This is a genomic window from Stappia stellulata, from assembly GCF_020176715.1.
Lineage (GTDB): Bacteria > Pseudomonadota > Alphaproteobacteria > Rhizobiales > Stappiaceae > Stappia.
Genome location: NZ_JAIVMF010000007.1, coordinates 173,298 through 192,981 on the forward strand (window position 1 = coordinate 173,298; position 19,684 = coordinate 192,981).

23 protein-coding genes, 1 tRNA gene and 2 pseudogenes are annotated in these 19,684 nt (G+C 64.1%); 10 read left to right on the top strand and 16 right to left on the bottom strand.

Annotated features, from left to right (window positions below):
* Positions 1-32: 32 nt before the first annotated feature.
* From LC092_RS10995 to LC092_RS11040, 10 genes are all read right to left on the bottom strand, one after another.
* A complete protein-coding gene (locus LC092_RS10995) occupies positions 33-683 on the bottom strand; it encodes a DUF3164 family protein (RefSeq protein WP_224806573.1) in 651 nt (216 codons plus the stop codon).
* On the bottom strand, positions 680-1,138 hold the full coding sequence (locus tag LC092_RS11000) for a hypothetical protein (RefSeq protein WP_224806574.1): 459 nt from the start codon (positions 1,136-1,138) through the stop codon (positions 680-682). The genes LC092_RS10995 and LC092_RS11000 overlap by 4 nt, the downstream gene beginning before the upstream one ends.
* Positions 1,135-1,401, bottom strand: coding sequence for a hypothetical protein (locus tag LC092_RS11005; protein WP_224806575.1), 267 nt, complete (start codon positions 1,399-1,401; stop codon positions 1,135-1,137). Before LC092_RS11005 ends, LC092_RS11000 begins: the two co-directional genes overlap by 4 nt.
* A complete protein-coding gene (locus LC092_RS11010) occupies positions 1,388-1,777 on the bottom strand; it encodes a transcriptional regulator (protein ID WP_224806576.1) in 390 nt (129 codons plus the stop codon). The genes LC092_RS11005 and LC092_RS11010 overlap by 14 nt, the downstream gene beginning before the upstream one ends.
* A complete protein-coding gene (locus LC092_RS11015; protein WP_224806577.1) occupies positions 1,774-2,406 on the bottom strand; it encodes a hypothetical protein in 633 nt (210 codons plus the stop codon). The genes LC092_RS11010 and LC092_RS11015 overlap by 4 nt, the downstream gene beginning before the upstream one ends.
* Positions 2,406-3,176, bottom strand: coding sequence for an AAA family ATPase (locus LC092_RS11020; RefSeq protein ID WP_224806578.1), 771 nt, complete (start codon positions 3,174-3,176; stop codon positions 2,406-2,408). The genes LC092_RS11015 and LC092_RS11020 overlap by 1 nt, the downstream gene beginning before the upstream one ends.
* A 65-nt stretch (positions 3,177-3,241) precedes the next feature.
* Positions 3,242-5,413 (bottom strand): DDE-type integrase/transposase/recombinase, encoded by a 2,172-nt coding sequence (locus tag LC092_RS11025; RefSeq protein WP_224806579.1) that lies wholly within the window; start codon positions 5,411-5,413, stop codon positions 3,242-3,244.
* Entirely contained in the window at positions 5,410-5,874 is a 465-nt protein-coding gene (locus LC092_RS11030; protein WP_224806580.1) for a hypothetical protein, read from the bottom strand. The genes LC092_RS11025 and LC092_RS11030 overlap by 4 nt, the downstream gene beginning before the upstream one ends.
* A 5-nt stretch (positions 5,875-5,879) precedes the next feature.
* The gene (locus LC092_RS11035) at positions 5,880-6,737 is read right to left on the bottom strand and encodes a ParB/RepB/Spo0J family partition protein (protein ID WP_224806581.1); all 858 of its coding nucleotides are present in this window, start codon (positions 6,735-6,737) and stop codon (positions 5,880-5,882) included.
* A 130-nt stretch (positions 6,738-6,867) separates the two neighbouring features.
* Positions 6,868-7,167, bottom strand: coding sequence for a hypothetical protein (locus LC092_RS11040; RefSeq protein WP_224806582.1), 300 nt, complete (start codon positions 7,165-7,167; stop codon positions 6,868-6,870).
* A gap of 117 nt (positions 7,168-7,284) precedes the next feature.
* Here LC092_RS11040 and LC092_RS11045 point away from each other — a divergent pair, with 117 nt between their 5' ends.
* Positions 7,285-7,575, top strand: coding sequence for a hypothetical protein (locus LC092_RS11045; protein WP_224806583.1), 291 nt, complete (start codon positions 7,285-7,287; stop codon positions 7,573-7,575).
* Between the two features lie 99 nt (positions 7,576-7,674).
* On the opposite strand, the gene LC092_RS11050 is transcribed toward LC092_RS11045, so the two are convergent.
* On the bottom strand, positions 7,675-7,971 hold the full coding sequence (locus LC092_RS11050) for a helix-turn-helix domain-containing protein (protein ID WP_224806584.1): 297 nt from the start codon (positions 7,969-7,971) through the stop codon (positions 7,675-7,677).
* 139 nt (positions 7,972-8,110) lie between these two features.
* Between LC092_RS11050 and LC092_RS21150 the strand changes: the two are divergent.
* The 3 genes and pseudogenes from LC092_RS21150 to LC092_RS11060 all read left to right on the top strand — a co-directional run.
* Positions 8,111-8,344, top strand: a pseudogene (locus LC092_RS21150) (helix-turn-helix domain-containing protein); the annotation flags it as partial.
* A 6-nt stretch (positions 8,345-8,350) separates the two neighbouring features.
* Positions 8,351-8,647, top strand: a complete 297-nt coding sequence (locus tag LC092_RS21155; RefSeq protein WP_263627105.1) for an XRE family transcriptional regulator — start codon at positions 8,351-8,353, stop codon at positions 8,645-8,647.
* Positions 8,648-9,132: 485 nt separating this feature from the next.
* Positions 9,133-9,363 (top strand): annotated as a pseudogene (locus LC092_RS11060) (IS481 family transposase); the annotation flags it as partial.
* Positions 9,364-9,418: 55 nt separating this feature from the next.
* Here LC092_RS11060 and LC092_RS11065 read toward each other — a convergent pair.
* Positions 9,419-9,508 (bottom strand) — tRNA-Ser (locus tag LC092_RS11065).
* Positions 9,509-10,007: 499 nt separating this feature from the next.
* On the opposite strand from LC092_RS11065, the gene LC092_RS11070 reads away from it, so the two are divergent.
* The 5 genes from LC092_RS11070 (at position 10,008) to LC092_RS11090 (ending at position 14,175) form a co-directional block, all read left to right on the top strand.
* On the top strand, positions 10,008-10,331 hold the full coding sequence (locus LC092_RS11070; RefSeq protein ID WP_224806587.1) for a hypothetical protein: 324 nt from the start codon (positions 10,008-10,010) through the stop codon (positions 10,329-10,331).
* 59 nt (positions 10,332-10,390) lie between these two features.
* The gene (gene msrA / locus LC092_RS11075; protein WP_224806588.1) at positions 10,391-11,053 is read left to right on the top strand and encodes a peptide-methionine (S)-S-oxide reductase MsrA; all 663 of its coding nucleotides are present in this window, start codon (positions 10,391-10,393) and stop codon (positions 11,051-11,053) included.
* A gap of 226 nt (positions 11,054-11,279) precedes the next feature.
* Positions 11,280-11,570, top strand: a complete 291-nt coding sequence (locus LC092_RS11080; RefSeq protein ID WP_224806589.1) for a hypothetical protein — start codon at positions 11,280-11,282, stop codon at positions 11,568-11,570.
* Between the two features lie 32 nt (positions 11,571-11,602).
* Positions 11,603-13,093, top strand: coding sequence for a methyl-accepting chemotaxis protein (locus tag LC092_RS11085; RefSeq protein ID WP_224806590.1), 1,491 nt, complete (start codon positions 11,603-11,605; stop codon positions 13,091-13,093).
* Between the two features lie 107 nt (positions 13,094-13,200).
* Positions 13,201-14,175 (top strand): zinc metalloprotease HtpX, encoded by a 975-nt coding sequence (locus LC092_RS11090; RefSeq protein ID WP_224806591.1) that lies wholly within the window; start codon positions 13,201-13,203, stop codon positions 14,173-14,175.
* Between the two features lie 33 nt (positions 14,176-14,208).
* Here the strand turns inward: LC092_RS11090 and LC092_RS11095 are convergent, their stop codons facing one another.
* The 4 genes from LC092_RS11095 to infC form a co-directional block, all read right to left on the bottom strand.
* Positions 14,209-15,267: an aromatic ring-hydroxylating oxygenase subunit alpha gene (locus LC092_RS11095; protein ID WP_224806592.1), complete on the bottom strand. Its 1,059-nt coding sequence runs from the start codon at positions 15,265-15,267 to the stop codon at positions 14,209-14,211.
* A gap of 274 nt (positions 15,268-15,541) precedes the next feature.
* Positions 15,542-15,901, bottom strand: coding sequence for a 50S ribosomal protein L20 (gene rplT, locus LC092_RS11100; protein WP_224806593.1), 360 nt, complete (start codon positions 15,899-15,901; stop codon positions 15,542-15,544).
* 38 nt (positions 15,902-15,939) lie between these two features.
* The gene (gene rpmI, locus LC092_RS11105; protein WP_029058693.1) at positions 15,940-16,137 is read right to left on the bottom strand and encodes a 50S ribosomal protein L35; all 198 of its coding nucleotides are present in this window, start codon (positions 16,135-16,137) and stop codon (positions 15,940-15,942) included.
* Between the two features lie 302 nt (positions 16,138-16,439).
* The gene (gene infC / locus LC092_RS11110) at positions 16,440-16,982 is read right to left on the bottom strand and encodes a translation initiation factor IF-3 (RefSeq protein ID WP_224806602.1); all 543 of its coding nucleotides are present in this window, start codon (positions 16,980-16,982) and stop codon (positions 16,440-16,442) included.
* A 540-nt stretch (positions 16,983-17,522) separates the two neighbouring features.
* On the opposite strand from infC, the gene LC092_RS21280 reads away from it, so the two are divergent.
* Positions 17,523-19,508, top strand: coding sequence for a methyl-accepting chemotaxis protein (locus tag LC092_RS21280; RefSeq protein WP_224806594.1), 1,986 nt, complete (start codon positions 17,523-17,525; stop codon positions 19,506-19,508).
* The last annotated feature ends 176 nt before the right edge of the window (positions 19,509-19,684 follow it).

Genomic DNA, 19,684 nt, shown 5'->3' on the forward strand with positions numbered 1-19,684 from the left:
GCTCTGAACGGTGGAGGCGTTGCGGTCGATCATCACGAGGCCCTCGCGAGATCGATGGTGACCGGCTGCCAAGTGCCGTCGGGCGTGTCCCGTTCGTAAAAGCGGATGTACGTCTTTGAGCCGACAACGCGCATGGCCTGGCGGATCGCATCCATCGCGCGGCGCCAGCGTTCGTCCTCGATATCGAGGCGAAGCAGCATGAAGATCTCCGAACGATTGATCTGCCCCGCCTTGTCGGTGTTGAAGGCGCGGGTGACGATCGCCCGGATTTCAGGACGGCTGTCGGCCGCCCATTCGTTGAGGCACTCGTCGATCAGTTCCTTGGCGATTTGGAGCTGTGGGCCGAAGTCGATGAAGTCGGACACCTGCACCTGCACTTTCATGCAGCCGTCAAAGGTCATGAAGGTCTTGTTGCCTTTCCGTCCGCCCTTGCTGACGCCGTACTCCTGCGCGAGTAGCGCCTCGAATGCTCCGAGATCCTCGAAGGTGTGTCCGCGAAACCGCGCGATCTGGTCGGACAGCGCCCGCGCAAACCCCATGATCTTGCGCACCGTCTCGTCTTCAAGTGCGTCTTCCGGCTTGATCATCTCGACCGGCACGAGTGAGCCTTTGGCGTCGCGCATATAGGTCTCGCCGTCGATCTCGCGTCGGCCGTCATCGGTGGCGGCGATTGTCTCGGTCATAGGTACTCTCCGTTTCGTTGGTCGAGGGCCGAGCGGCCCGGAGCCGGGTCGCCCAGGAGGGTGTGGTTCGGATCGCCACGTCCCGCCGGGGCTTGGACAATCAGAACCTCGCGGTAGCGGCGGAAGATCGCCTCGCGTGTCGGTTTGGGCGCCGGCTTGGGTTTTGAGATTGACTGCTGGGGCGCCGGCACCGGCTCCGGTGCGGGTTCGGCCGCAAGTTGCTCTTCAAGGCTCGGCCCGCCGTAGAGCGCTTGCATTTCCTCGCGGTAGGCGAGTTCCAGATTGACCGCGTGGATCAACCTCGCGATCGCCGCGACGAGATCCGCGCGGCGGGTCTGGCCGGTCATGATTTGCGCGGCGACTTCCTTCGCGGCGATGGAGGCCGGCGTGTCATCGCGGGTGCCGTCAAAGACGGCATCGACAATTTCATCGACAAGGTCGTGCAAGCCGCTCATGCCACCGACCCTCCGTCGGAAGAATGGGGAACCGGACGCGGCACGATCGGAAGGCGCACCACTTTGCCGGTCTGCATGTCCGCGTCCGTGATCCGCGCCGGGCCGGCAACCCGGCAACTCTCCAGGCTGTTTGCCCGTTTCAGGAGGTCGAGCAGCGCCAGCTTCGCCATTTGCGTCTGCATGGCGCTGAGGTGCAGCTCGCCGCGCTCGTCTGTTGCGGCGTCGACCATGGCCCCCAGACTGCGGAGTTCATCGCTCAGCATCGCCGTCCCCCTTCACGCGTGAGTGCGGGCAACCGGACCGGCAGGCACGGAACATCCGCACTCGGTGTGCGGACGTCGACGCGTAAGGCTTCTTCTGCCAGTCGAGGCATTGATTGCGGGATAGGTCGCCAAGCACAGGGCAGTCGACCGAAAGCCCCATGAGCGCACCGCGCACGCGTTCCTCGACCTTTGCAATGTCGCCGGGATAGCGCGCGTTGATCACCTGACTGACGACGGCCGGCGAGTAGCCGATGCGCTTGCCCGCACCGGAAAGCCCGTCGCGGTCCGCGAGCGATGCGAGTTCGGCAATCCAGTCGGGCGGCGACCCCGCCCATGCGGCGCCGGCCTTGTCGATCATCGGGATCGGCGCGTTCATGACGACACCTCCTCGGCGACCGGTTCGCCGTGCAGGTTGTTCGTGTTCGGGTCGTAGATCGCGTGCGTGCGAAGGATTTTCGGCGGCTTTGGTCCGGTGTTCATCGACGGTTTCAGGCGCCACTTCGTCAGATGGCGCGGCCGTCCGGGTTCCAGGCAATGCAGGTAACCGGCTTGGGCAAGATGTTTGATGTAGCTATGCACCGACACCGTCTTGATCAGGCGGTCGTCTGTCGAGGCGAACGCCGCGAGTTCTTTCGCATTGAACCCGTCGCGCAGAAGGTTGCGCATCGTGTTCCACAGCAGTTGCTGAACCGAGGGCGGCGCCTCCGATCCGTCCCTGCGCAGGCGCGGCGCCTCGGCTCGGCGCTCAATAAGTTGGTAGACCGTGCGCCGGTATCGCGGATCCGTGCCAGCTTGCCCGGCCACCACAATAACTCCGGCTGCGCGCAGTCTGCGAAGGTAGTCACTCACGGAACTATCGCCGGGGTCGCAACACGCCTGATCGACGTCGCGTTTCGTGAAGGGTGCGCCGTCGCGGGTGAGGTCGAGAATGACGGACCACACGTGCTCGTATCCGCGCAGCACTGGCCGACCCTTGATCGTCTTGAGCTTGAGGACCGCCGCCATCAGACCCGCCCTCCGCGCCGCCGAATGGGGGTCTCGCCGGTGAAGATCCGCCCGGTGTAGGAGGCTCGGTCAAGATCCTTGAGACCGTGATTGCGCGCAAACTGTCCGATCTCATGCAGGGTGGTTGCGATGCGCCGCGCCTTGCCGGCCGTCTGCTTTCGGATGTCCTCGAGCAGGTCCTCGGAAATGGTCAACTCGGGGATCAGGAAGTCGGCAAGCGTTGCGGCGTCTTCAAGGTCGCAGGGCTGCGCCAGTCGGAAATCCAGAACCCGGTTGTGCACCCGCTCGTGGGCTTCGAGCTTCTTCGGCAAGAGTTCCTCGCCGATCAGGACCACGGGCGCTTGCGTGGTTTCGTGGATGTCGCGGACGAATTCGATCATCTTGCCATCGACGAGCTTGTCGGCCTCGTCGATGATCAGCGGACGATTGGGCGCGTCTCCCATGCGGTGGATGATTTCATCCATCATCGCCGCCACCGTGCCGCGCGGACGCGGTTGCCCGAGTTCTTCCAGAAGCGCCTCGCAAAACCGCTTTTGTCGCCAGTAGTGGCGGACTTCGATATAGACGGCACCCGTCTTGTTCATCGCGTATTGCGCCGCGACCGATTTCCCGTAGCCGCTGTCGCCGGAGAAGACGCCAATTCCGGGCAGACCGACGCCGCGATCCTTGAGCGTTTCGATCAACATCATCAGCGTCATGACGTTCTTGAGCGGGGCGATCGAGCCTCGCCTGGGCGCTTCGCTCTTGACCATCGCCAGATTTCCAGTCATCAAAACATCCTCTTTTGACTTTGAAGGGCTCCGGTTCGCCGGGGCTCTTTTTTTGTGGGCGGCGCTCAGCCGCCGAAGTCCTCGCTCATCAACGCGAGCGCACGGTATTCAGGGCCGGCCTGATAGCCGCCGAGCCACATGGCCTCTGTTGTTTCCAGTTCCTCACCGGCCTCCAGACGCGCTTCCAGATCGAGCGCGCGCTTAAACCGGAGCTGTGGCGTCTCCTGCGACCGGATGGGGGTCACCTTCGCCCGCTCGGAAACCGGCGCCGTAAGATCGCTCCGCAGCTCGGCCATTGCCTTGGCTTCACGGGTGCTCTTTTGGGGAGTCGCCGGCTCGGCAACGGCATCCAGCGCGTTTCGAATGTCGGCGGTCGTGTGTTCGCTCTCGCGCCTGGGCAGTGACACCACGTTTGGAACGTCGCGGGCGGCAACGTCGAGAACCCGTTCGATCAGCGGGCGCCCCTTGGTGATCTCGCGAATGTGCCGCTTCGCTTCACGTGTTGCGGCGTCCAGGGTCTCAGACTGTGCTTCGCGCTTGGCCGCAAGCACCGTCGACGGGTGGATGCCGGCAAGTTCGGGACAGATCGCCTCGTCGATAAAAGTCCCGTCGCCGGCATCGAAGGCAATCACGCGCCCGGCGTCGTTGGGGTCCATCCGCACGAAGACCTGGGTGCCGGGAAGGGCTGCGTTGATCACGTATTGGAAGTGATCGATCCGGATGCCTTGCTTGGTGACCGTCCGCAGGCCGTCCTTGCCGGCGACCGGCATGAGCAGGATGTCGAGGGCGCGGGCTTCGACCGTGCGGATCTCCGCATCGGAAGCCATCGCGGCTTGAGCCGGCGTCTTGCCCTTGAGTGCAGAGTGCGGGCGGTGATTGTAGCGCGTCTCCGTCCAGGCATCGGCGAAGCGTTGCAATTCCAGTCCGGTCATTGACACGTCGAAGAGATCGGCGGTATCCGCGCCGAGACGGTCGGCGAAGCTCTTGCGGTCCTCGATCGCCTTCCGGTCGGCGACGTTGTGGCCGACAAACCCTGGCAGAAGTGTTGCGCAATCGTGCTGGAAGGTCTTGATGACGCGCTCGACGTGCCCCTTTTGTTGCGGACTGTAGGCGTCGGATACGTCCATCTCGATATCGAGCGCGGCGAACAGGCGCTTGGTGTCGTTGGCGACGAAATCCGACCCGTTGTCGGTCTTGATCGTGTCCGGCACACCCCACGCAAGGATCGCACGACGCAACAGCATGGCGACGGCGGAAGCGCGCGGGGTCTTTGAGACGTAGAAGAGCGTGCGCCGCGTCGCGATATCGATACATGCGTAGATCGCATGGCGACCGTCGGTGCAAAGCGCGTCCACCGGAGAGGCGTCGATCTGCCAGAGCGCATTCGGTTCGCGAATGTGCCGCAGCGCGCCGATGCCGGCGGGTGCCATTGTCGAGCGATACTTGTCCGGGTTGGACAGCTTCGTCAGCGCGACTTTTTCGGTCTCTCTAAGCCGCTTCAAAAAGTGCTGGAACGTGCGGACCGGCGGGGTCTCGACGGATGCCATTCGGCCCTGCCGCTCGACCTGAAGTGTCTCCCCGAATTCGTCCCGGCACAGGGTGCGAATGTGGTCGGCGGAGAGATGCGGTTGATGGGCGACCAGCGCCAGAATGAAGGCGCGGACCGCGCCGCCGTTTGCCGTGTCGAGAACCCCTTTGCCCTTGCGGGCGGTGGAGCGGTCGACTGCCAGTGCATCGGCCTTGCCCGCGCGTTTCGCGGAGCGCCACCTTTGCAGGGACCGCTTGGACAGGTGAGGAACGGTGTCCCGGATCCAGTCCTCGACCTCGATCGAGCGGGTGTTGTAGCGATCGGCGAAGATCTGCAGCCGGGACGACAAGCCGAGCGTTAGGCCAGCCGAGAAGCTCTCGAACGCCTGGACGATGGCAAGGCGCGCATCCCGGTTGACGCGGGCGGCCTCGGTGCCGCTGAAGGTCAGCTTCGTATTGCCGTTGGCGTCCCGCGTCACTTCCCGCCGCACGGAGAGCGCGCGCCGTGTGAATTCCAGCTGCGCCTCGGTCGGGAAGAGCCGGAAATGGTACTCGCGGCCACCGCCGCGCTGGCCTTTCCGAGTACGAGACAAGAATGGGTGTTCGTGCCAGCTCTCGCGCTCGGCTGCGCGAAGAATGCCGCTTTCCGTTTCGGGCAATCCCGGCAGGTCGAGTTCGGCGGCCTCGCGTGCGGTGAACCATTCCTTCATCGCCGCGCCCTCCACTTGGCCTCAAGGGATGCCTTGCGCGCCGCGACGTCGCGTTCGTGCTCTTCGATCAGGTGCAATTCGATCAGGTCGGCATAGCGTGCATCGACCACGACCAACCCGAAGCGCTCGACGATCGCTCCAAGAAGGCCCTGGCAACCGGTCGCGTCGACCAGCGCGATGAATGCGTCCAGCGGAATTCGGTGTTCCTCGGAGGCTTCGGACGCCCATTTGTCGAGGGTGGTCTCGGAGACCGTCCGCCCGAGCGCCTCCGAAATCTGCCGGGCGATCTCCGCACGCGATACACCACCTTCACGCGCTTCGCGCAGCCCCCGCGACACCATGCGCGCGATCTGACTGTCGAGCGCGCCACGGCTTGACTGTTCTTCGCCCAGACCGACCGTGACTTGCGGCGGTGTCCACGAAAACAGGTCTTGCGTTTGTGTGTCGCGACGGCGGGGCATGACGCTTAGCCTCGCTCCGCCAGCCAGAGGTCGATGGCGTCACGATGCGCCTCGAAGAAGCGATGTTGCTCCGATCGCTTGAGCCGGGAAAACCGATCCGACACCTTTTCCCAAAGCTTCGGCGTCTGTGCCGGCTGTGTCTTGTCGATGACGGCGACCGCATCGTCGACGGTTGTCGCGGTCGGCGGCTCCGCTAGCAGAAGACCCACGATCTGCGCCTGCCGCTCCGGCGATTGATCGGAGAGTTTCAGGAGTTCGGATTGGTTGCCGGCCAGGGCGTTGTCGGCGATCCGGTCGCGGATCTCGGGCGAGATCGTCGCGATCTTGAGGGCGCGAAAGATCGCCCGTGCGCTCAGGCCGAATGCCTCCTGAGCCGCTTCCGAAAAGCCCCCGGCAAAGCGTTCGGCGGCTTCCTCGTGAATTAGTGCCAAGTTGGCACTAATTCCTTCGGCGCCCTTTTTTGCCGTTCGACCGGGCTTCACCTTGCCGTGCGCGGCCTCATAGATGTCGCGCCATGCGGCGATCGCGACGGCCCGTTCCAGCGGGTTCAACTCGAACCGCATCAGGTTTTCGCGGATCTCCCGCAAACGGGCTGTGGCCTCGTCGGCAAAGGCATCCGGCGCATGAATGACGGACGGGATTTCCGCCCATCCGAGCCGCTTCGCTGCAGCCAGCCGGTGCGCCCCATAGATCAGCCGATAGCGACCTTCCTCAGTCGGCCCGACCGCCTCGATCGGCGTCAGCAATCCCCGTTGATCGAGATCTTCCGCAAGGGCTTCGACGCGCGCCGGCAGCGCCTTGCGCAGGCGGTCGGTCGAGTCGATTGCGGCCAGATCCAGATCCATGATGGTGTGTGCAGTCATGTGTTTCGTCCCGGTGATCTTGTTGTGCCCCGAAAAAGCGGCCGGGCCTGCCGCCGCACGGCCCGGCCAGTTGGGGAGGAAACGCGGGTAGCCCCGCCACCCGGCCACTGACGCAGGTCGCGCGATCGCATCAGGTCGGCACCTCGATTGCGTGCCAGGGTGCTCCGCCGATCCCGCGCGCATTGAGCCAGTCGGCTTCCGCTTGGGCTTCGCAGAGAGAGCCGAACCGGTGCGCGTCGCCCTCGAAAAAACTGGTCTCGGCAACGACGACGGTTCTGCCGCTGTCGGCCGCGATCTGATGCGTCTTGCCCTTGTGGAAGTAGGTTTCGCCGCTGGCGGAGACTTTCAGCAACAAGGCCTTTCGAGACCGTCCCGGCACCGGGAGACTGTTGTCAGGAAAAGTGCGGTTTGCAGACGGAAGAGCCGTCATTTCGACACTCCTTTGTCAGGGCGCCCACGGACGTTTTGCCTGTCCCGATCATGCGGGACGGCACTACGCTCTCGGCAGGTGGCCGGTTGGGCTGCGGAAGAACGATGGAGATGATTGATGGAACAGACCGACATGGATTGGCTGCGCGAGCACCGCGAGAACGTCCGCGATATGATTATGCGCTGCCTGGCGGCCGGCCTTGAGAGAGTGAGGCCGGGCGTAACCGCTGATGTTCGGGAGGCCGTCGAACAGTTGCTGTTCGATTGGCCGGACGACACGCCGCCGTATGTGCGTGCCTTCGCCGACGAGGAAACCCGAAGGCTCATCGGGCTGATCCTTCCGTCTGGCGAAGCTCGTCCAGAACCTCCGGCAGGACCTCGCGCACCGCATCGCGGACGGCGGCCCTGAAATGGTCGTGCATCTTGGCGCCCAGATCAGCCGTAACCTTCGCAAGCAAGGCCCCCTGAGCCTCCCGCTTTTTGGCGAGGATTTCGCTTGGCGAGAGGCTCATGCCGCCGCGCGGTCCTGGCCGCGATTGCCACTGGTGGCGCGCTGCGCATACCTGCTAGAAAGAATGCGGGTTTTCTTGATCGGATACCGATCCGGAAAGAGCTGTTCGGCAGGCACCCCAAGGAAGTCGGCAATCGCCTTCTCGGCCTTGCGGTTGGTGCGCTTCCAGACGTGGCCAAAGTTGTTGGGCTTCATTCCGATGCTCTCGGCCAGCGCGGAAAGCGTCATGCCACGCCGGTGCAGCTCGGCCTTGATGGAATGCTGGTCCCAGGTGGGTGGCTTTCCCGGCTTCATGGGCTACCCCTTTCGAAACCGGCCTGCGGCAACAGGCCGGTTTCTTTGAACGGTTGATGTGAAACACCGGCCCCAAATCACGGGCCGATAAGACAGGGATAAAACCATATCTCCCCTTTGTAAAGGGATATCTGGTTTTATGTGTGCGCTATTGGCCAGACCAGAGATTGAGCCGAAAACGCCGCTGGGCAGGCGCTTAAGAGAAGTGAGGCGTGCGCTTGGCGATGCGGAGCGGGGGGAGTTCTCATCTCGGATTGGGCTGAACAAAAGCACAGTCGCAAACTACGAGCGGGGTGAGGCCGAACCGTCTGCGTCAGCGCTCTCTGCTTACTCACAACTCGGCATAAGTCTGAATTGGCTGTTGACCGGCGAGGGGGAGATGTTCGCCGACCCATCCAAGGCTACGGCCGGTCCTAAGCCGCGCGGCATCGATCCGGCGGTGTTTCGCCAGGTTGGTCGGCTGGTCATGCGTGTGCATAAAGAAGAGGGGATCAAGCTTCCAACGGATGCCGTTTTGGACGAGCAGGCCGACGCCTACAACGCGCTCTTGGCACGTGCCGAAGACCCGTCGGATACCGACGAGTTGATGGCGCTTCTAGCCTGGTTGGAAGCCCGTTTGAAAAAGCGGCTGCGCGCCGCCGCCGAAGAACCCGGAACCGGTAAACGTCAGGCTTGATGGCAATACGGTTGCCAGTGCTACTGATAATTGCACCGCAGGCAAGTTTTACAATCCGTATATGCACGCTATTCGGGTATCTGGTTGCGCCGATCTAGGGCGCGCGTCGCGTCAGACTTTCTGAGCGGAATTGGCGGATTTCCGGGAATTCAAACTCTTGCGCGTTGGTCAGAGTTCTCAATGCGGAGGCGGCGGGACGCGAGCAGATCGCGAGTTCTCACTTCGAAATGTAAAACGGCGGAAAACCGGGGTTTTTAGGTGGGAAGCAGATTTCCCACCTCTGGCATCGGATTGGCGGTTTTCTGCTGATCTTTCTCGCCGCGATTTCGCGCTTGCCGCCGTTTTGTGCCATTTGATCTTGCGCGCCAATTTTGAGATATGCGCGCGGGCAACCTCGAATAACTCTTGAATATCAATAATTTTCGGCTGTTTTCGGCAATTCCCACCTAATCCCGGTTCTGTGCCATGTGTTCTTGCGCGTTACACTGGACTACCCGTTCCACGACAGGGACGCCCTGGTCACCGCCTGCGGGCGGATCTGCATGCATCGCAAGAAGATCAACGTCTCGACCGTGCTGGCCGGTCAGAAGCTCGGGATCAAGGAAGTGGAGGATGGAATTTGGCTGATCAGCTTCATGAGCTATGATCTGGGATACATCGACCTGGAGCAGAGAACACTACAAACAATCGACAACCCGTTCGGCACGAGGTTGTAACCCATGTCTCCGGTACAAACCGTTACCTATGTCTCCGGATCGGACAAAAGCAAAATGGCGGAGAGAGAGGGATTCGAACCCTCGATACGGTTTCCCGTATACACGCGTTCCAGGCGTGCGCCTTAAACCACTCGGCCACCTCTCCGCGGCCAACCCGTCGAGCGGTCCGGAAACGGGGCAACTGCCCGGTTTCGGCATCCGTTTGACGGATCGTTTGCGGACCTCCTCGCGCCTTGAAAAACAACGCGAATGCCGTCCGCAAGTCGCGCACTATACTGAGAGCGCGACCAAGTTCAAGCGCTGATCCGTCTCCTTTGGTCCTTTTCAACACCTGCGCCTGTCGGGGCGATTCCGCCGGGGGCGCGCGGGCGCCGAACCGGTGCCGGCAGGGCGTCAAGATCATGCCGATCCGCCGGTGTTTCCAGGGCCTTGGCGGCTCGCGCGTTTTCACGCTTTCGCGATGGTGGCCGCGCGACATTGCAGACTGCACGGGGCGGCTCTATCTTTCAGGACGAGGCAAGCGCGAGGCGCGGTGCCTGGCGGGCGCAGATGGCCGGCCGGCCGCGCGACAGGGCGGGGACGCCCCGCTGCGCGATCGCCGCGCGTCGGACGCGCGATGCGTTCGACACGGCAAGAGGATTGACATGTTTCGATTTCTGGCGCGGCTGACCGGTCTCTGGTTCGTCGCGATGGCACTGGTGGCGCTTGTCATCGACGGCACCAAGACAATCGCCGCATCCGCCTGGGTGGCGACCCCGCTCGGGCAGTATTGGTTCGATTTCGCTCCGGCCTCGCTCAACACCGCCCAGGCGGCGGTGCAGCGTCACGTGTCGCCGTTCCTGTGGGACCCGGTGATCCAGACGCTGCTGACGGCGCCGGTCTGGGCCAGTTTCGCACCGCTCGGCTTTCTGCTCTTGTGGATGGGCGAGCGGCGCTGGTTTTCGCGCAGGCGCGCGCGCCTGGTGTGACGCGCCCGCCGGCGCGCCCGCCGGCCCGGCCCTTTCCTTGCCCTCGACAGGAGGCGTAGATGTCTTTCATGACCATGCTCAGCAACAAGTTCTCGCTCGTCGACCGTGCCGCCGCCCTGCCGGGGCGCGAGACGGCGATCATGACACCCGGCCGCCACGCGGTCACCGGCGTGCCCATCGATCTGGCGCCGGGCGAGGGACAGGAAGAGGTGCTTCTGGGGCTTGGCTGCTTCTGGGGCGCGGAACGGCTGTTCTGGCAGCTGCCCGGCGTCGCGGTCACGGCGGTCGGCTATGCCGGCGGCCCGACGCCCAACCCGACCTACAACGAGGTCTGCACCGGGCGCACCGGCCACACCGAAGTGGTCCGCGTCGTCTTCGACACCAATGTGATTTCGCGCGAAGACCTGCTGCGCGCCTTCTGGGAGGGACACGACCCGACGCAGGGCATGCGTCAGGGCAATGACACCGGTACCCAATACCGCTCGGCGATCTACTACACAACGGACCAGATGAAGCAGGCGGCGGAGGCAACGGCCGCCGCCTACACGCAGGCCCTGCGCGCGGCGGGCCATTCCCGGGCGATCACCACGGAAATCAGGCCGATGGAGGCCTTCTACTTCGCCGAAGAGCCGCACCAGCAGTATCTCGCCAAGAATCCCGGCGGTTACTGCGGCCTTGGCGGCACCGGCGTGGCCTGCCCGGCCCCCGCGCCCGCCGGCTGAAGCCCGCCGTCCGGCTTTCGCCGGGGCCTTTTGACTGCAGGGGCACGCCCAAACGGCGTGCCCTTATCTTTTCCTGTATGGAATAAGTCATAGATCTTTAGGTAGAAGTACGACGTCGCAAGCGTCTTTTTGTGCTTCATCACCTGTTAAACCTTGTGGGGCATTCTCTCCGTTACGGAAACGCATGTCGGCGTCCGCAAGGCATGCCGGGACGCAAGGAGATCCGATGACCCGCACCTGGCGCATCCTCCTCGCGAGCTATTTCACCTTTGTTCTGGTTGCAATGGGCGTGGGTCTGTTCGCGCCTGGCGCCAGCGGCCGCGTTGCGGTGATTGTCTGGCCGGGCTCAGGATCGGCCGCCGCGATCGTGGCGTCGGCCGGCGGTGACCTGCTGCAGGTGGGCTCGGGAAACTGGATCGCGATTGCCAATGGCGAGGGTGGGGATTTCGTGCAGCGCCTGTACCGCGCGGGCGCGTTTCTGGTGACATCGCCGAGTGTGGCGGAAGCCTGTCTTTAGGGCCGGTGAGGCAAGAACGGGACAAATGAGAAATGGATGAGACGGCGGAAACGAAGGTAACCGGCCTGGACGAAATGCGGCTCAGCTTCGCCAGGGTATTCGTCATGTTTGTCTGGGTGAATGTTCTGGTCGTCATGGCGGTGGCCTGGAACAGCGAGAACGTGTCGCCGGTGCTGGTGAGCGCTGCGGCCCTGCTCATGGGCGCGGCGACGACGGCCGCGTGGATCAAGGAAGGCACCAGCGTGCCCGTGCGCATCGTCAGCGCGGTATCGCTTGCGGGGCTCGTCAGCCTGCTGGTCGCGGCGATGGGCGGTGGCGACCCAGCTCATTCCTTCCAGATCGATGCGCATATGTATTTCTTTGCCGCCCTTGCGATCCTCGCCGGCTGGGTCGACTGGCGGGCGCTGGTCGCCTTTTCCGCCGTGGTGGCCGTGCATCACCTTTTCTTCAACTTCATGATGCCGCTGATGGTGTTTCCGGACGGCGGAAATTTCCTGCGCGTCGTCCTGCACGCGGTGATCGTCGTGCTGGAAACCGCGGCGCTGATCTGGCTGACGGCCCGGATTCAGGCGACCTTCGCCGCCGCGATCAACGCGGTCGAGGAAGCCAATGCCGCGCGCGACGAGAGCGAGCGCCTCAAGACCGTCGATGACGCACGTCGAGAGACCGAATTGGCCCGTCAGGCCGACGTCCAGGCCGGGATCGTCGAGTTCCGCCAGGATATCGAGACCAAGCTGAACGACGTCACGGCCCGCGCCAATGCCATGTTGGAGGCGGCGCGCTCGCTGGAGGACATCGCCGGCGATGCCTCGGGCAAGTCGCAGGCGGCAGGCTCCGCGTCGGAGACCGCGAGCGCCAATGTGCGCTCCGTTGCGGCGGCGGCGGAGGAACTGTCTTCCTCCATTGCCGAGATCGCGCGCCAGATCGCCCAGACCAACAACATTGTCGAACAGGCTACCCAGGGCGCACAAGGAACCAATGAGCGCGTCGCGCGCCTGGCGGAATCCGCCAACAAGATCGGTGAGGTGGTTACCCTGATCCAGGCGATCGCCGAGCAGACCAACCTGTTGGCGCTCAATGCCACCATCGAGGCGGCGCGGGCCGGCGAAGCCGGCAAGGGCTTTGCGGTCGTGGCGGCTGAAGTGAAGGAACTGGCGACCCAGACCTCCAAGGCGACCGAGGAGATCGGCGCCCAGATCACCGCCATCCAGAACGAGACCGGCCAGGCGGTGTCCGCCATCGCCCAGATCGCGGAAACCATGCAGGAGGTCAACGGCTATACCTCGTCGATCGCCGCGGCGGTCGAGGAACAGGGGGCCGCGACCGGCGAGATCTCGCGCAATGTCGCGGAAGCCGCCACCGGAACCGGGCTCGTCTCCAGCAACATCGTCGGCCTCGGCGAGGCGGTGGCGCGCACGGCGACGGCGGCCACCGAGATGGAAGACACCATCGAGGAGGTTACCCGCCAGACCGACGCGGTGCGTCAGTCCGTCGACCGCTTCCTGGAGCGGGTCGCATCCTAGGCGAAAGCCGCCAGACCCGAGTTGTCCAGATCCAAGTTGTCGAGACCGCGCCGGAGAGGATCCGGCGCGGTCTTCGCTTTCTGCCCGCCCTCCTGTATGAAGGCGGGATGCTGCCTGTTTCCATCGACCCTAAAACCCGCGACCGCTACCGCCGCCGCAACCGTGCGCACACGCTGTTTCTGGCGTTTGGCGCCATCCTGCTGCTCGGTCTTTGCGCCTACACCCTGGCCGGCCCGACGGGGGTGGTCTGGGCCGCGCTCGGCGGCGGGCTGTCGCTCGTGATGGCGACCCATATGTCGCCGCGCATGGTGCTCGGCCTCTATGGCGCGCACGAGCTGTCGCGTCACGACTACCCGCAGGTCTACCGGATCGTGCGGCTCCTGTCGGACCGCGCCGGCCTGAGCGCGCCGCCGCGGCTTTACCGCGTGCCCAGCCGGATGATGAATGCCTTCTCCACCGGACGGCGCGACGAGGCGGTAATCTGCATGACCGACGCGCTGATCGCCCGGCTCAACGCGCGCGAGTTCGTCGGCGTGATGGCGCATGAGCTTGCCCATATCGTGCATGAGGACATCACGGTGATGGCGCTGGCCGACATCGTCAGCCGGATGACCTCGGTGATGTCCGCGCTCGGGCTGTTTCTGGTGATCTTTCACCTGCCCGGGCTTTTGACCGGCGGCGGCGACGTTCCCTATGCCGCGATTGCCGTCCTGATCATCGCGCCGACGCTGGGCACCGCGCTTCAGCTTGGCCTGTCGCGCACGCGCGAATACGAGGCGGACCTCGGGGCGGCGGCGCTCACCGGCGATCCCGACGGGCTGGCGAGCGCGCTTGAAAAGCTGGAGCGTATGCAGGGACGGATGTGGGAGGCGATGCTGCCGCAGGGCGCGCGCATTCCGGACCCGTCCGTGTTGCGCACCCATCCGCAGACCGAGGAGCGGGTGCGCCGGTTGAAGGCGCTCAAGGCGGAGCCGGGGCGCTGGGTGGACACGGGCGACCGCCCGCATGTGCGCGGGCATTCGCCGGTGCCCGACACCGGCGCGCCACGCCGTCGCCTGCGCGGACTGGGCGCCTGGTACTGAGCGGGTGGATCGGGGCGGGGGCGGGTCGCCGGCTCAGCTCATCCAGCGCAGGGTGCGGCCCTTGACCGGATTGGCGAAGGGGCGGCCTTCCTGACCGGAGCGGGCCCACTCGTCCTTGAGCTGCATCCACCAGCGCCCCTGCGTGTCGGCGTCGTTGATCAGCATCAGGCGGGGATTGTGCTTCAGCCCCTCGCGCTGCTGGATGACGACGCGCCGGTCCTGGTCGAGAAACACCTTCATCAAGTGGCGAATGAGCGGCTTGAACGGGCCGACCCAGCCCATGCTCGCCCAGAACATCTGCCGCACTTCCGTGTGCGAGCGGTCGACCGGGGTGATCGTGGTCAGTCCGACGACGCTGTGGCGGCTGCCCTGGATGTGCTCGATCCTGAGGCCCGGCAGCGCATAGCGGATCTCGGTGGTCACATCGTCGCCGAGCACCTTGTAGGCGATGTTCTGCGGCGGCAGCTTGTGCCGTGCCATCGCCCAGCCGAGTTCGGCCGGCTCGAACAGCTTTTCCTTCGCCCTGAGCTTTGCGGCGTTCTTCTTGAACCACCAGGAGGTGTGCACGAAGGCGGCATGGGTCGGGTCCATCAGCCCGAGGGCCGCGTGATCGACCGAGCACACGAAGGGCAGCATGATGTGAAGGCGCGGGGGCGCGTCGGCGGGAAAGTCCGGCAAGAGCGGCGGCTCGGGCTGGCGGCCGTCTTCCGGCGCCTCGCCGTTTTCCGCGAAATAGATCCAGATCAGGCCGTTTTGCTCGCGCACCGGATAGGCGCCGCAGCTGATCTTGGAATAATCGATGGTCTGGGTCGCATGGGTGGAGGGAATGTCGACGCACACGCCCGCCGTGTCGAACTTCCAGCCGTGATAGCAGCATTGCACGGTCTCGCCGTCGAACCAGCCGTGGCGCAGCGGAATGCCGCGGTGCGGGCAGATGTCGCGCAGGCAGAACACCGTGCCATTGGCGGCACGCGCGATCAGCACGGGCTCGCCCATCAGTGTCTTGCCCAGCATCTTGCCGGGTTTGATCTCCGAGGACGGGCAGGCCACATACCAAAGGCCGCGCAACAGGTCGGCTTCGAGATTGTGCATCCGAACAGGCTCCAGAAGGGGCGAAACGCTCGACCCATGACGTAGCCGGTCCGTCCCGCGCGCTCAAGACGCGCGACAGAGGAAAAGCTGCGCTCAAGACGCGCGACAGAGGAAAAGCTGCGCTCAAGACGCGCGACAGAGGAAAAGCTGCGCTCAAGACGCAGGATGCGAGAAAAGCGGCCCGGGGCCGGCGTCAGCGCATCGGTGCGCCAAAGCAAAAGGGGCGCGTCCGCAGGACACGCCCCTTGATCGTCAGCTTGCAGACAGCTTCGGCTCAGGCCGAAAGCGCGCCCTTGGCCTTTTCCGTCAGCGCCTTGAACGCTTCCGGCTCGCGAATCGCGAGATCGGAGAGGACCTTGCGGTCGACCTCGATGCCGGCCTTGTTCAGGCCGTCGATGAAGCGGCCGTAGGTGAGGCCTTCTTCACGCACGGCGGCGTTGATGCGCTGGATCCACAGGGCGCGGAAGTTGCGCTTGCGGGCCTTGCGGTCGCGGTAGGCGTATTGCGCTGCGCGCTCCACGGCCTGCTTGGCGACACGGATGGTGTTCTTGCGACGGCCATAATAGCCCTTGGCGGCCTTGATGACCTTCTTGTGCTTTGCGTGGGCGGTTACGCCCCTTTTGACACGCGACATGGGTTTCTAACTCCAGGAATAGTGGGAACGTCGTCAGCTCAGCCGTAGGGCAGGAACTGCTTGACGATGCGGGCATCGGGCTCCGACAGGGTCGTCGTGCCGCGGGCATTGCGGATGAACTTGTTCGACCGCTTGATCATGCCGTGCCGCTTTCCCGCCTGGGCGGTCTTGACCTTACCGGTCGCGGTCAGCTTGAAGCGCTTCTTGGCGCCGGACTTCGTCTTCAGCTTGGGCATTTTGCATCCTTTCTTTCCCGGCGGAGGCTGAAGTCCACCGGTTGTTGTTGGAAGCCGTTTCGAACCGCCACGGCATGCCCGTATGTCGTGAGACCAAGGCAAAACCAATAGTCCCGCGAAGCCGGGCGGCTCGGGACACGGGCTTATAGGCGGGGGCGGGCCAAAACACAAGCGTCTTGTGCCCGTTTTTCCCCTCAGGCCGTGCCCTGGAAAATGGGCCAGTGCAGATACGCGAAGTGCAGATACGCGAAAGGTCCGGCCGGGGCCGGACCTTGTGCTTGAAAAAAGACGCGTGACAGCGATCAGCGCGCGATTGGCGCCATCACCATGACCATCTGCCGGCCCTCGAGGCGCGGATGCGATTCCACCTTGGCGTATTCGGCGGTTTCGTCGCGGACCTTGTTCAACAGGGCGATGCCAAGATCCTGATGCGCCATCTCGCGGCCACGGAAGCGCAGGGTCACCTTGACCTTGTCGCCTTCGTCGAAGAACCGCTTCATGTTCCGCATCTTCACCTCATAGTCATGGGTGTCGATGTTCGGACGCATCTTGATTTCCTTGACCTCGACGACCTTCTGCTTCTTGCGGGCCTCGGCGGCCTTCTTCTGGCTCTGGTACTTGTAGCGACCATAGTCGAGAATCTTGCAGACGGGGGGCGAGGAATTCGGCGCGATCTCCACGAGGTCGAGACCGGCTTCCTCAGCCATCCTCATTGCCTCTTCCGTGGGCGTTACGCCAAGGTTCTGCCCGTCCTGGTCGATGAGTTGGACGTCGCGAACGCGGATCTCTAGGTTCGTGCGCGGGCCTTCCTTGGTCGGTGGCGGTGCGCGGTATGGACGGCGAATGGTCGCAATCTCCTCTAGCTGTTAAAACACTGTGCGGCGGAATCCGGCTCTCGCCCTGGGCGCATCGGCTCATGCCACCCGAGGCATATGAGCCTTTGCGGCCGCCCGCGCAAGTCCGATCCGGACCAGCGCCGCAGATTGCCGCCGCGCGGACCGTAATCCGGCGCCGGAAAATCCGTGGCGGACGCCAATTCCACCTCGCCTGAAAATCCAGCGAAACCGGGCCAAAGTCAACCGGCATTGCAGGGTCGTGGCCGCCGTTGCGGCGCAAGCGCCGCCGCGGTGCCGAAGCTTTCGGGGTGCGACGGCGCCGATCGGCACTCCGCAAGGCGGCAATGGAAAGACTTTTCATTGCGGGTTGTATTTTCTTGCACCCGCTACTCTTGAAAATAGGTCGCGAATTCGGAATATATCTTCAGATTGTATAGTATAGTTGTACAACTTTTATGTTCATTAGGTGTTTGTTCAGTTGAGATGGATATTTTTGAGAAGGCCGGCGGTTGTCGCTAGGTGAGAATGAAGAAATCAGGAGCCTTGTCCGTGGCGAACCTTCGCGCTTCCGTAATGAAATCCTCCGGCTTGCCGATCTCCCTGCGGATCGGCGTTGTCGCCGTCGTGGCCATGCTGGCCGTGGTGGTGCTGTCCGCGGCCTATTTCCAGGGCGCCCGCATGGTCGGAACCGCCTTGCAGTCGCGCGCCGACAATGCGGCGCTGCAGTCCGCGTCCAAGGACATCCAGGCCCGCAGCCTGAGAATGCGCTCCGAGGCCACCGAATTCCTGACAAAGCTGGATGTCGCGGATATCGCGGCCTATAGCGCCGAGGGCGAGAAGATCCATGCGGACCTGAAATCGGCGCGCGCCATGCCGGCGGCGGTCGAGCTTGGCGGTCTGATCGATCGTCTCGAAGACAAGGTCACGGATCACGAGGAAAGCTTCGCCAAGCTCGTCGCTCTCAATGAACGCATGGGCCTGGACGAAAAGTCCGGTCTCCAGGGCGCCTTGCGCTCCGCCGTCCACGCCGTGGAGGAAAAGCTCTCCACCGCCAATCTGGACGCGCTCACCGTCAAGATGCTGATGATGCGCCGGCACGAGAAGGACTTCATGCTGCGCGGGTCCGAGAAATACATCGGCCGCATCGCCGAGCGACGGTCGGAGTTCGACGCGCTGATGGCGCAAAGCGACCTGTCGGCCGCCGACAAGGCGGAAATCGGCAAGCTGATGGATGTCTATGTCGACGGCTTCAACGCCTATGCCGAAAACGCCATGCAGATCGACGGCGAGGTCGCCCGGCTCGAGCAGGCCTACAGGGATGTCGTTCCGCTGGTGAACGAAATGGCGCAGTCCGCCGAAGCCGGCATGCTGCGCGCCGAGGAAAGCCTCGCAAGCTCGCGGGCCTCCGTCGATCGCTTCTTCCTGATCGCTGCCGGCGCCACATTGGTGCTGACGCTCGGCCTCGTCGCCCTGATCGGCCGCAGCATCGCCCGTCCGGTGCTTGGCCTGACCGATGCCATGCAGCGTCTGGCCGATGGTGACACGTCGGTCGAGATCCCGGCCGCCGCCTCCCATCGCGAGATCGGCGCCATGGCCAAGGCTGTCGAGACCTTCCGCGAAAACGCCATCCGCACCCATCGGCTGGAGGCCGACCAGGCCCGGCAGAAGGAGATCGCCGAAGCAGAAAAGCAGGCGGCGATGGAAGAGCTGGCGCGCAATTTCGACGCCACCGTTGGCCAGATCGTTGCCTCGATCGCCGCGGCATCAAGCGAACTCAACGGCACGGCGCAGCGCATGTCGGAGGTCTCGGAGGACGCGGATGCCCGCTCCACCAGTGCCGCCGCCGCCTCCGAGCAGACCGCCGCCAATGTGCAGACGGTCGCCGCCGCAACGGAGGAAATGAGCGCCTCGATCAGCGAGATCAACGAACAGGTGCTGCGCGCCTCCCAGGCGTCGGACCGCGCCACCCAGGACGTGCGGAAGACCGCCCGCCAGATGGAGGCTCTCTCTTCGATGGCCGACCGGATCGGTCAGGTGGTGTCGATGATCTCCGAGATCGCGGCCCAAACCAACCTGCTGGCGTTGAACGCAACCATCGAATCGGCCCGGGCGGGCGAGGCCGGCAAGGGCTTTGCCGTCGTCGCCGGAGAGGTCAAGGCGCTTGCCAGCGAGACCGCCAAGGCGACCGACGGCATTTCGCGGCTTGTCGCCGAGATCCAGAACGAGACCCGCGAAGCGGTCGGCTCCATCGACGGCGTCGGCAAGATCATGGCGGATCTCGCCGGCATCTCCGCCGCCATTGCGGCCGCGATGGAAGAGCAGGGCGCAACCACCCAGGAAGTGTCGCGCAACGTCGGCGAGGCGGCATCGGGCAGCCGCAGCGTTTCCACCGACATCGTCGGCGTCAGCGCCGCCTCCAAGGAAACCCGCGCCTCGGCGGAAACTGTGAAGACGTCTGCGCAGGATCTGATGCAGCGTTCCGAGCAGATGCGCGGCGAGGTCGAGCGCTTCCTGCAGACGATCCGCGCGGCCTGAAGCCACAGCGGGACAAGACCGAAACGAGAAGACGCGGGCCGGAAACGGCCCGCGTCACAGACTGCTGACAAACCCCTGGCTTTGGCCGGGGGTTTTTGATTCATTGTTTTTATGTTGAAGAAGCCCGGCCCGGATCAGACAGCGCTCGAGATGGTGACGCTTGAGCAGCTTGTTCC

Bases quoted from the DNA above. Each gene is read 5' to 3' on its own strand.
- msrA (WP_224806588.1), top strand. From the start codon at position 10,391: ATGTCTTTCATGACCATGCTCAGCAACAAGTTCTCGCTCGTCGACCGT.
- LC092_RS11025 (WP_224806579.1), bottom strand. From the start codon at position 5,413: ATGAAGGAATGGTTCACCGCACGCGAGGCCGCCGAACTCGACCTGCCG.
- LC092_RS11015 (WP_224806577.1), bottom strand. From the start codon at position 2,406: ATGGCGGCGGTCCTCAAGCTCAAGACGATCAAGGGTCGGCCAGTGCTG.
- LC092_RS21155 (WP_263627105.1), top strand. From the start codon at position 8,351: ATGTTCGCCGACCCATCCAAGGCTACGGCCGGTCCTAAGCCGCGCGGC.
- LC092_RS11010 (WP_224806576.1), bottom strand. From the start codon at position 1,777: ATGAACGCGCCGATCCCGATGATCGACAAGGCCGGCGCCGCATGGGCG.
- LC092_RS11080 (WP_224806589.1), top strand. From the start codon at position 11,280: ATGACCCGCACCTGGCGCATCCTCCTCGCGAGCTATTTCACCTTTGTT.
- LC092_RS11085 (WP_224806590.1), top strand. From the start codon at position 11,603: ATGGATGAGACGGCGGAAACGAAGGTAACCGGCCTGGACGAAATGCGG.
- LC092_RS11090 (WP_224806591.1), top strand. From the start codon at position 13,201: ATGCTGCCTGTTTCCATCGACCCTAAAACCCGCGACCGCTACCGCCGC.
- LC092_RS11045 (WP_224806583.1), top strand. From the start codon at position 7,285: ATGGAACAGACCGACATGGATTGGCTGCGCGAGCACCGCGAGAACGTC.
- LC092_RS11030 (WP_224806580.1), bottom strand. From the start codon at position 5,874: ATGCCCCGCCGTCGCGACACACAAACGCAAGACCTGTTTTCGTGGACA.
- LC092_RS11095 (WP_224806592.1), bottom strand. From the start codon at position 15,267: ATGCACAATCTCGAAGCCGACCTGTTGCGCGGCCTTTGGTATGTGGCC.
- LC092_RS10995 (WP_224806573.1), bottom strand. From the start codon at position 683: ATGACCGAGACAATCGCCGCCACCGATGACGGCCGACGCGAGATCGAC.
- rpmI (WP_029058693.1), bottom strand. From the start codon at position 16,137: ATGCCCAAGCTGAAGACGAAGTCCGGCGCCAAGAAGCGCTTCAAGCTG.
- LC092_RS11050 (WP_224806584.1), bottom strand. From the start codon at position 7,971: ATGAAGCCGGGAAAGCCACCCACCTGGGACCAGCATTCCATCAAGGCC.
- LC092_RS11005 (WP_224806575.1), bottom strand. From the start codon at position 1,401: ATGCTGAGCGATGAACTCCGCAGTCTGGGGGCCATGGTCGACGCCGCA.
- LC092_RS11035 (WP_224806581.1), bottom strand. From the start codon at position 6,737: ATGACTGCACACACCATCATGGATCTGGATCTGGCCGCAATCGACTCG.
- rplT (WP_224806593.1), bottom strand. From the start codon at position 15,901: ATGTCGCGTGTCAAAAGGGGCGTAACCGCCCACGCAAAGCACAAGAAG.
- LC092_RS11040 (WP_224806582.1), bottom strand. From the start codon at position 7,167: ATGACGGCTCTTCCGTCTGCAAACCGCACTTTTCCTGACAACAGTCTC.
- LC092_RS11020 (WP_224806578.1), bottom strand. From the start codon at position 3,176: ATGACTGGAAATCTGGCGATGGTCAAGAGCGAAGCGCCCAGGCGAGGC.
- LC092_RS11070 (WP_224806587.1), top strand. From the start codon at position 10,008: ATGTTTCGATTTCTGGCGCGGCTGACCGGTCTCTGGTTCGTCGCGATG.
- LC092_RS11000 (WP_224806574.1), bottom strand. From the start codon at position 1,138: ATGAGCGGCTTGCACGACCTTGTCGATGAAATTGTCGATGCCGTCTTT.